We start from the raw sequence: 1,155 nt of genomic DNA on the forward strand, positions 1-1,155 counted from the left end.
GGGAGAGCGACTATCTGGGGTGTCAAGTTGCATTTGCGAATTCGCTTCTCGCGTCGCGTGCTTTTGCGTTGAGGATGACGAGAAGTTTTCTGGCGAGTGCGATGCGGATGAGCATTTTGGGCTTTCCCGCCTGTTGCAACCGTTGAGCGAACGCTTTGAGATGGGGATCGAACTTGGCTGCGATGGCTGCGACGATGAAGAGGATGCCCCGGGGCCCGGCGCGTCCGCCGCGCACATGCCTGTTGCCGGCGCGCTTGCCGCTGTCGTTGGCGATAGGGGCGAGGCCTGCCAGCTTGGCGATTGCTTTGTTGGAGATGAGGCCGATCTCGGGCAGTTCGGCCATGAGGCGGGCCACGGTGCGGCCAGCCACGCCCTTGAGCGAACGGAAGGCCGATCCCAATCTGGCCCACAGCGGATCATCGTCGATCATCGAGGCGATCTCGCCTTCCAGGCGCCGCTCCTCACGCTTGAGGAAAGCCAGCATCGCCTCGATGCTGGCGCCTGTCTCGGCATCGCGCGCGGCGCTTCTACGCTGCTTGTTGACGGTCGCATCGCCGACGACCTGGCAAAGCCGCCCAACCAGCGCAGTAAGCCGCTGCTGGGCAGTGCTGGGTGGTGGCGTCGGCACGATCTTCTTGACTGCGCTGTAATGGGCGATGATGGAAGCGTCGATACGGTCGGTCTTCTCCAGATAGCCCATCGCCTCGGCGAAGCGGCGCACGCTCTTGGCATTGACCAGAGCGCACGGCATGCCGTGCGCCCACAAAAGCATGAAGCCCAACCGCTCATAGCCGCCCGACGCCTCCATCACCGCGTGGGTTGCGCCATGGTTGTGACAGAACAGCCAAAGAGCTGCGATCCCCGTCGCGTCGTTGGTGAAGCGCTCTACCGCCCCGTCGGGCCAGACATGCGCGTCCAGCCAATCCTTCGAAACATCAACTCCACAAATGATCATGTTCACGGTAACCTGCCTTGTGCGTACGGTTGGAACCAAGCGACTGTTCGGTCGTGCGTGACGAAGGCGAAGATCCCAAGCTCTCCCGCGGCTGTAACCTCAGGTGGTACGGGCGACTTCGCCAAGCCAAGGTCCGGGCGGCCGCCCGGACCTTGGCTCAATCGCTTCAATCCCACGAAATCTCTCTCGTGTAGATACAA

Annotated in this window: 1 protein-coding gene; it reads right to left on the reverse strand. The window is 62.2% G+C overall.

Annotated features, from left to right (window positions below):
• Positions 1-22 precede the first annotated feature (22 nt).
• Entirely contained in the window at positions 23-961 is a 939-nt protein-coding gene (locus tag EN851_RS34100; protein WP_127873644.1) for an IS110 family transposase, read from the reverse strand.
• Positions 962-1,155: the final 194 nt, after the last annotated feature.

Source organism: Mesorhizobium sp. M8A.F.Ca.ET.208.01.1.1 (assembly GCF_004791315.1).
GTDB lineage: Bacteria > Pseudomonadota > Alphaproteobacteria > Rhizobiales > Rhizobiaceae > Mesorhizobium.